Raw genomic sequence first — 8,520 nt, 5'->3', positions numbered from 1 at the left:
GGGGGGGGGGAAGCGCGGGGATTGCAGTCGGAATCCGCGATTGCCGGGGTGCGAGGCGCGGAAAGTTCGCCACGCGATGACTGGTTTCGCGTGCAGATCCCGGATGTCCGACCGGTCGCTTCTAATGGAGCTTTCTCAAGCTAACGGGGGAATTCCCATGCCGATCGAACTCCAATTTGCCGCGTCTCTGCCGCCGGATGGTTCGTCAGCCTTGGCCGGCGCGGGCGATTCGCCCGGCAGTACCGTACGCGATGGTTCGCCGAAGCCGGTCGTCTCGCGCCGTTCGTCCTCCGTCGGCGCTCCCGGTGCCGGACCGTTGGGCGAGCTGCCCAATCGGCCCGCCAGGTTGCAGACGATGCCCAACGAGATTCTCGGGCGCATTGCGTCGAGGGAAAACCTTCCTTCTCCCCGGGACCGGACTGCACTTGGCAGTACCGCCCGATTCCTGGCGGAGGCGCTCCATCCGGACAGGCAATCGGCCCTGATTGTCCGGAAAGCCGGCAACACACGGACCGTCGCAGATCTGACCGAGTTGCTGGGGCGTGCCCAGAAGCTGCCGCGGCGGTCTCTTCGCAGCGAGCCGATGGGGGCGCTCGCAAGCCGGATAAGTTACCTCCCGCTGGACGAACGGGTCGCGGCGTTCCATAGCCTGCTTGCCGCGGGCAAAGCCGAAGGCATGCTGCCCGCCGAAAATCGCAGCGGTGTGCTGAGTGAGCTGACCGGCACGATCTGCTGGCTGCCGACCGCCGACAGGACGCGGGCCTTCAATCAGGGTCTTGCTGCCGTCGGGGCTGTGCCCGCCGAAAATCGCAGCGGTGTGCTGAGTGAGCTGACCGGCACGATCTGCTGGCTGCCGCTCGCCGACAGGACGCGGGCCTTCAATCAGGTTCTTGCTGCCGTCGGGGCTGTGCCCGCCGAAAATCGCAGCGGTGTGCTGAGTGAACTGACCGGCAAGATCGACTTGCTGCCGGCTGCCGACAGGACGCGGGCCTTCAATCAGGTTCTTGCCACCGTCGGGGCTGTGCCCGCCGAAAATCGCAGCGGTGTGCTGAGTGAGCTGACCGGCACGATCTGCTGGCTGCCGACCGCCGACATGACGCAGGCCTTCAATCAGGTTCTTGCCGCCGTCGGGGCTGTTCCCGCCGAAAATCGCAGCGGTGTGCTGAGTGAGCTGACCGGCGCGATCTGCTGGCTGCCGACCGCCGACAGGACGCGGGCCTTCAATCAGGTTCTTGCTGCCGTCGGGGCTGTGCCCGCCGAAAATCGCAGCGATGCGCTGAGTGAGCTGACCCGCAAGATCGACTTGCTGCCGGCCGCCGACAAGACGCAGGCCTTCAATCAGGTTCATGCCGCCATCGGGGCTGTGCCCGCCGAAAATCGCAGCGGTGCGCTGAGTGAGCTGACCCGCAAGATCGACTTGCTGCCGGCCGCCGACATGACGCAGGCCTTCAATCAGGTTCTTGCCGCCGTCGGGGCTGTTCCCGCCGAAAATCGCAGCGGTGTGCTGAGTGAGCTGACCGGCGCGATCTGCTGGCTGCCGACCGCCGACAGGGCGCGGGCCTTCAATCAGGTTCTTGCTGCCGTCGGGGCTGTGCCCGCCGAAAATCGCAGCGGTGTGCTGAGTGAACTGACCGGCAAGATCGACTGGCTGCCGGCCGCCGACAGGACGCAGGCCTTCAATCAGGTTCATGCCGCCATCGGGGCTGTGCCCGCCGAAAATCGCAGCGAGGCGCTGAGTGAGCTGGCCCGCAAGATCGACTTGCTGCCGGCCGCCGACAGGACGCAGGCCTTCAATCAGGTTCTTGCCGCCATCGGGGCTGTGCCCGCCGGAAATCGCAGCGAGGCGCTGAATGAGCTGACCGGCAAGATACGCTGGCTGCCGGCCGCCGACATGACGCAGGCCTTCAATCAGGTTCTTGCCGCCATCGGGGCTGTGCCCGCCGGAAATCGCAGCGAGGCGCTGAATGAGCTGACCGGCAAGATACGCTGGCTGCCGGAAGCCGACAGGACGCGGACCTTCAATCAGGTTCATGCCGCCATCGGGGCTGTGCCTGCCGAAAGTCGCAGCGGTGTGCTGCGTCATCTGACCGGCATGATACGCTGGCTGCCGGAAGCCGACATAACACGGGCCTTCAATCAGGTTCATGCCGCCGTCGGGGAAGTGCCGACCGAACATCGCAACAGCTCGCTACGGAGGTCGACCAGCGTGGTCCTCCGGCCGGTGGAGGGCAGCCAGAGGGCGGCACTCGATCACGTTCGCGCGGCAGAGGGCCGCAATCATGCCGGGCCAGGATTGCTACCGCGGCTCAGGCGGTGGGTTGGGCGGCGGCGCGGCGCGTGAGCCGGCAGGCTGCAAAACGCGAGGTTGGGGTAGGACGGGAAGCGGGGCGAGGCGTGCAGTGGAACTGCGGGAGGCAAAGCGCGCGAGCGGCTGGCCGGCTTCTGTTGCGCCGGCGCTTTTTCGTGCCTGAGCCCGGTCTAGCGGGGCGCGCCCGGCGCGCCGTAGCCCGCCGCCAGCAGCTTGCGCACAGCGGCCTGGACCTTGGCGGCGTAGCGGTCGCGGTAGTAGGGCGTCGACGAGTTGTAGGCGCCGATGGCGTCCCAGGTGTTGCCGTACTTGTCCATCATGCGGCGCAGGATCCAGGCGCCCGTGTAGATGCTCTTGCAACTGTCGAAGAGATCGCCCGAGGTCATCCCGTAGTGCTCGAGCTCGGGCAGGTGGGTCGAGTTGATCTGCATTTCGCCGAGATCGTACGAGCCGTTGGTGTTGTGATTCACGGCGCTCGGCGTGTCGTTGCTTTCGACCATCGCGATGGCTCGCAGGATGAGCGGGTTGACGTGGTGGTAGAGGGCCGCGTCGTCGAAGCAGTCGGCCCGCGCGGCGGGCGCCGCCGCGAGGCAGGCGAGCGCCAGCGCCGAAAGCAGGATGCGCGGCGCGCGCCGGCCTCGCCGGCCGGTTCCGCCGCCGCTCCGATGGACTGCCCTGACCGAGGGTTGCTGCGAGATCATGCCGATTCGTACCGATTCGTACCTTTGGGTGCCCGTTCCAGCCGACAAGCGAAAGCCTCTCTGACTATCGGCATCGGGCGGCGACTCTTTAGGGCATACGGCAGGGCGGGCGGCGGATTACGCGGCGGCCGGGGCGGCTTGCGCGAGCCCCACCGTTTTTGCCCCCGGCTTCAGATTCGCCGGAAAGTGCCGATATGACGATTAATGCGTGTTGCGTCGAGGCCCGTGCGGCCGGCCCCGCGCGCCTTCAGCGCTGCGAGACCGACTGCAGCATTTCGTGCAGCTCGAGGCGGTTGTAGGTGACGCGCAGCGCGTCGCGGGCCGAGATGACGTTCTTCGCGACGAGGCTGGCCAGGTGTTCGTTCATCGAGCGGGACATGTTGTCCTCCTTGCGCCGGATGAAGTCCGCGATGAAGTGCAGCCGGGTCGGGTCGAGCAGCAGCTTGCTGATCTGCTGCTGGTTGTTGAACAGCAGTTCGCTCGCGAGCACGAAGTCTTCGCCGCCCTCGGTCGGCACGAGGTTCTGGCAGACGATGCCGATGAGCGAGTTGGCGAGCGACATGGCGTGGCGCTCGCGGTGCTCGGTCGGGAAGAACGACAGGAGCCGCGTGAGCGTGGAGAGCGCGCTGCTCGTGTGCATCGTGGCGAACACGAGGTGGCCGGATTCGCCCGCCTGGAGGACGGTTTCGGCGGTTTCGGGGTCGCGCACCTCGCCGACCATGATGACGTCGGGCTTCTGGCGCAGCGCCTCGCGCAGGCCGGTCGAGAAGCTCGGCGTGTCGGTCGGGACTTCGCGCTGCGAGATGATCGACTGGTGGCTTTCGAGCGCGTACTCGATCGGTTCTTCGATGGTGATGAGATGGCTGTTGCGGGTGCGGTTGATGTGGTCGAGCAGCGAGGCGATCGTGGTGGTTTTGCCGGAGCCCGTCGGGCCCGTCACGAGCACGAGCCCCTTGGTGCTGTCTGTCATGCTCTTGATGTAGGCTGGCAGACCGAGCTTTTCGAGCGAGAGCGGCTGCAGCGGCAGGCGGCGGATCGAGATCGCGATCTTCGAGCCGCCGGCGCTGCGGTAGACGTTGCAGCGCAGCCGGCAGCGCGTCAGCACGAACGGTCGGTCGATCGCGCCGTGGCGCAGCTTGTTTTCCCAGTCGTCGTCGATTGCGGCGAGCGTCGGGTACATTTCCTCGAGCATGACCGGGGTTTCGCTGCCGGGCACCCAGCCCCGCGGCGTCTTGATCATGATGGGGCGGTCCTGCTCGATGTGGATGTCGGTGAAAACCTGGCGCAGGTCGATGAGCTCGAGGATTTCGCGGGTGATGTCACGCAGATCGCTGGGAACCGTGTTCATGTGTTTCGCCGGATAGCTGTATGAAAGGAATGTCGCGCAGGCGGACGATGCGGGCAATCATCGCAGTCCGCATGGACGATGTCCATACCGCGTGCGTGGCGGCGTTGCCCCGACGATGCAGCGGTTGCGCGCGCGCTGCATCGCGCGACGCGAAGTTTCGTTCGAAAGACGGAATAAATGTGGCGCGCGAGGCGAATTCGCGTTGACTCGGCGTGCCGCTTGCGCCAACTATCGCAGTACGTACAACCATGAGTTTCGACGGGCAATCATGAAATGGACTGGGAAGGCAGGGATCATCGTGCTGTTCGTGCTCTCTTGCGCGACGCTGTCGGCTCATGCCGCCGAGGTCCACTGGAGGACCGCCGAGATCGATTATTCGGCGGACGGTAAGGATTTGCGGGACGTGCTGCGCGATTTCGCGGCGAGCGAGGGCATTCCGGCCAACATCGCCCAGGACGTGACCGGCACCTTCAGCGGCAAATTCCACCTGCCGCCGCAGAAGTTTCTCGACACGCTGGCCTCGTCGTTCGGCTTCGTCTGGTACTACGACGGCCAGGTGCTCAACATCACGGCGGCCTCGGACATGAAGAGCTCGCTCATCAAGCTCGACACGACGAGCACCGGCACGCTGCGCGACGCGCTTGCGCGCATGCACGTGGAGGACCCGCGCTTTCCGATCCAGTACGACGACGCGGACGGCACCGCGATCGTCAACGGCCCGCCGAGCTACGTGGACCTCGTCACCCAGATCGCGGGCCAGCTCGACAACACCGCGCAGAAGGTCGGCGACTCGGAAGTGCGGCTCTTCCCGCTGCACCACGCGTGGGCCATGGACCGCTCGGTTTCGGTCGACGGCAACCAGGTCACGCTCCAGGGCGTCGCCACCGAGCTCAACAGCCTCTACCACCCGGGTTCGTCGCAGCAGAAGGCGGCGCAGACCTCGAACACGCGCGGCAACATCACCCGCAACACGCCGCTTCCCGACGCCGCGGGCGGCACCATCGGCGGCGTGGGCGGCGGCATTTCGATGGGCTCCTCGTCCGGCAACGGCGGCGGCCCGCTGCCGCCGCTGCCGGGCGGCGGCATGCTCGGCGGGCTGAGCGGCGCGCCTTCGCCGCTGCTCTCGAGCGCGATAGGCGGCCAGCAGTCCGGGCAAGGCCCGCAGTCTTTGCTGGGCGGGGCGATGGGCAATCTGGCCGGCGCCTCGGGCGGCGGCCAGGGCGAATCCGACCTGCCCGTGATCCTCGCGGACCAGCGCACCAATTCCGTCATCATCCGCGATCTGCCGGACCGGATGAGCCAGTACCAGACGATCATCGACCGGCTCGACGTCAAGCCGCGCCTGATCGAGATCGAGGCGCACATCATCGAGATCGACGACGACGCGCTGCACCAGCTCGGCATCAACTGGACCGCGCACAACAGCCACGTGGACCTCGAAACCGGCAACGGCTCGACGGCGCAGAACACTTACACCGGCACGCTGGCGCCCAGCTTCGGCACGACGACGCTCGCGGGCAGCACGAGTGCGGCGGCCACGCCGAGCGGTCTCGCGATGAGCGCCGTGCTCGGCGACGCGGGGCGCTACCTGATGGCGAACGTCAACGCGCTCGAGGAGGACAACCGCGCGAAGATCGACGCGAGCCCGAAGGTCGTGACGCTCGACAACATCGAAGCCGACATGGACAACACCACGCAGTTCTTCGTGCCGGTGAGCGGCTACACCTCGGCCGACCTCTACAGCATTTCCACGGGCGTGTCGCTGCACGTGCTGCCGATGGTCGTCGACGAGAACGGCAAAACGCAGATCAAGCTCGACGTGGCGATCCAGGACGGCGAGCTCTCCGGGGAGAACGTGAGCGGCCTGCCCGTCATCACGAGCAGCAACATCAACACGCAGGCGTTCATCGACGAGGGCGACGCGCTCCTGATCGCGGGCTACAACACGGAGAACGACACGAACGACCAGACCGGCGTGCCGGTGCTCTCGAAGATTCCCTTGCTCGGCGCGTTGTTCCGCAGCACGGACAAGGAAAAGGACCGCATGGAACGGCTGTTCCTGCTGACGCCGAAGCTGATCGAGCCATCGTGACGCGCGGCGGCCGGCCTGTTCGCGCCGGCCGTCCCGCGAAGAAGGGGTGACAGGGTGAGCCCAGACGACGAATTGCGCTATTTGAGGTCGATGCTCGACTCCCAGCCGTGGGGGACGATCGCGCTCGACGCCGCGGGCGCGGTGCTGGCCGCCAGCGCGCGCGCCGCCGACCTGCTGCAGCGGGCCCTGCCGGCCGGCATCGGGCTCACCGGGCTGCTGGCCGACCTCGTCGCGCCGGATGCGCTCGCGCGCGACGCGCTCCTCGGCGGCGTCGAGGTCGCGGTGGACGGCGCCGCGCTATGGCTCAAGGGCGAGGCGCCGGGCCGGGGCGCGAATGGCGGCCATGCCGGTAACGGCGACAATAGCGGCGAGGGCGGCGTCGACCTCGTGGTGAGCGTCGTCGACATCACGCCGCTGCGCGAGGCGCTCGATACGCGCACCTCGTCGCTGCGTTTCCTGATGCACGACCTGCGCTCGCCGCTCAATTCGATCGTCGCGCTCACGCAGTTGAACGAGAACGACCGCGAGGCCTTCGATCGCTGCGGCGGCATGGAGCAGATCAGCCAGCTCGCGCGCTACGTGCTCTCGCTCGGCGAGCAATTCATTTTCTCGTCGGTCGCCGAGCATCTGCAGAAGCAGGACTTCAAGCGCTTCGAGTTGCGCTCGACCGTGCGCCAGATGATCCCGCAGCTCGAAGTGAGCGCCGTCTACTGCAACGTGTCGCTGCAGCTCTGGCTCTCCGACGGCACGGCCGTCTGGGTCAACGGCATGCGCAATTTCGTGGCGCGGGCGCTGCAGAACGTGATCGACAACGCCATTCATGCGTCGCGGCCCGGCACGGCCGTCGAAGTCTCCCTCAAGACGGTGGACGGATATGCCGATATCAGGATTAGCGATCGTGCGGGCGGACTGCCCGGCCTGCACGAGAAAGGCATCGTGACGGATTTCGAAAGCCTGGGGAAAAAGACGGCCTCGGGCTTCGGCATCGGCCTGAAGCTCGCCAAACAGATCGTCGAGCTGCACGGCGGGACGATGCACGCCGAGTCGAACCAGGGCGAGGGCACGACCTTCGTCCTGCGCTTCCCCCGCCTCGGCGGGACGGCCGCACGGAGCAAGACCGTCTCGTTTGCCGACCTCGAGCGCATGCTCGGCGGCGGCGGTGGCGGCCCGCCCGAATGACACACGGAGTACGCACGATGCAAATTTTTTCGCGCAAGCCGATCCGGATTCTGGTCGTCGAGGACGACATGGCCCAGCAGGCGCTGCTGTGCTCGTGGCTGAAGGCCGAGGGGTATTCCGTCGACGCGTTCTCGAACGGGTTGCAGGCGCGCAACCACCTCGCCGATCACTGGGCGGACCTGCTCATTTTCGACTGGGACGTGCCCGGCATCTCGGGCGAAAAGCTGCTCGCCTGGGTGCGCGGCCGCTCGCAGTCGAGCGTGCCCGTCATCTTCCAGACCGTTCATTCGGCCGAGTCGGACATCGTGCAGATTCTCGACGCCGGCGCCGACGACTACCTCGTCAAGCCGCTCGACCGCCAGGTGCTGCTCGCGCGCATCCGCGTGCTGCTGCGGCGCGCCACGCGCACGAACGGCGAAAGCCGCCGCATGCTGGTCGGCGAATGCGTGCTCGACCGCTCGAGCCAGGCGCTCGTCCACGCGGGCACGCCGTACCGGCTCGGCACCAAGGAGTTCGACATTCTCTGGCACCTCGCCTCGCACATCGGCACCGTGGTGCAGCGGCAGGACCTGATGAGCGTCGTGTGGGGCTGGGACGCGGCGGTGCAGAGCCGCTCCGTGGACATGTACGTGAGCCGCCTGCGCACCGCCCTCAAGGGCGCGGGCGTGAGCTGGAACGTGCAGTCGGTCTATGCGACGGGCTACCGCCTGAACGTCGACCAGCCCGACGAAACCCGCAAGCCGGAGGCGCCCGCCGCGGATGCCGACGCCGCCCAGAATCCGGCGCCGGCCCCGGCTTCTTCCGCGCCGGAGCAGCCGGACGGCTGTCTGACGGGCCCGGCGGGCCCCGGCGTCAAGAATTCGCTGTCCGCCTGAGCGCTTGCCTCGCCCCC

6 protein-coding genes are annotated in these 8,520 nt (G+C 67.0%); 4 read left to right on the top strand and 2 right to left on the bottom strand.

Going from position 1 to position 8,520, the window contains the following annotated elements; all coding sequences use genetic code 11:
- The first annotated feature begins 157 nt into the window (after positions 1-157).
- A complete protein-coding gene (locus CY652_RS21050) occupies positions 158-2,341 on the top strand; it encodes a hypothetical protein (protein ID WP_146010172.1) in 2,184 nt (727 codons plus the stop codon).
- A 137-nt stretch (positions 2,342-2,478) separates the two neighbouring features.
- On the opposite strand, the gene CY652_RS21045 is transcribed toward CY652_RS21050, so the two are convergent.
- Both CY652_RS21045 and CY652_RS21040 read right to left on the bottom strand, forming a co-directional pair.
- The gene (locus tag CY652_RS21045; RefSeq protein ID WP_102132659.1) at positions 2,479-3,009 is read right to left on the bottom strand and encodes a lytic transglycosylase domain-containing protein; all 531 of its coding nucleotides are present in this window, start codon (positions 3,007-3,009) and stop codon (positions 2,479-2,481) included.
- 247 nt (positions 3,010-3,256) lie between these two features.
- Complete coding sequence (locus CY652_RS21040) at positions 3,257-4,357, bottom strand: type IV pilus twitching motility protein PilT (protein WP_102132658.1); 1,101 nt, start codon at positions 4,355-4,357, stop codon at positions 3,257-3,259.
- A 268-nt stretch (positions 4,358-4,625) separates the two neighbouring features.
- Between CY652_RS21040 and sctC the strand changes: the two genes are divergently transcribed.
- The 3 genes from sctC to CY652_RS21025 are packed head-to-tail and all read left to right on the top strand — an operon-like array spanning position 4,626 to position 8,503.
- Positions 4,626-6,449 carry a type III secretion system outer membrane ring subunit SctC gene (gene sctC, locus CY652_RS21035; RefSeq protein WP_102132657.1) on the top strand — a complete coding sequence of 608 codons (1,824 nt, stop codon included), beginning with the start codon at positions 4,626-4,628 and terminating at the stop codon, positions 6,447-6,449.
- A gap of 54 nt (positions 6,450-6,503) precedes the next feature.
- Positions 6,504-7,628 (top strand): sensor histidine kinase, encoded by a 1,125-nt coding sequence (locus tag CY652_RS21030; RefSeq protein WP_258002393.1) that lies wholly within the window; start codon positions 6,504-6,506, stop codon positions 7,626-7,628.
- Between the two features lie 17 nt (positions 7,629-7,645).
- A complete protein-coding gene (locus CY652_RS21025; RefSeq protein WP_102132655.1) occupies positions 7,646-8,503 on the top strand; it encodes a response regulator transcription factor in 858 nt (285 codons plus the stop codon).
- Positions 8,504-8,520 lie beyond the last annotated feature (17 nt).

Source organism: Burkholderia sp. WAC0059 (genome assembly GCF_002870125.1).
Lineage (GTDB): Bacteria > Pseudomonadota > Gammaproteobacteria > Burkholderiales > Burkholderiaceae > Paraburkholderia.
Note: the sequence above shows the minus strand (reverse complement) of the source record. Positions and strands in the feature narration are given on the sequence as shown.

Excerpts from the sequence above, each read along its gene's own strand:
- CY652_RS21045 (WP_102132659.1), bottom strand. The coding sequence starts at position 3,009 with ATGATCTCGCAGCAACCCTCGGTCAGGGCAGTCCATCGGAGCGGCGGC.
- CY652_RS21040 (WP_102132658.1), bottom strand. The coding sequence starts at position 4,357 with ATGAACACGGTTCCCAGCGATCTGCGTGACATCACCCGCGAAATCCTC.
- CY652_RS21050 (WP_146010172.1), top strand. The coding sequence starts at position 158 with ATGCCGATCGAACTCCAATTTGCCGCGTCTCTGCCGCCGGATGGTTCG.
- sctC (WP_102132657.1), top strand. The coding sequence starts at position 4,626 with ATGAAATGGACTGGGAAGGCAGGGATCATCGTGCTGTTCGTGCTCTCT.
- CY652_RS21025 (WP_102132655.1), top strand. The coding sequence starts at position 7,646 with ATGCAAATTTTTTCGCGCAAGCCGATCCGGATTCTGGTCGTCGAGGAC.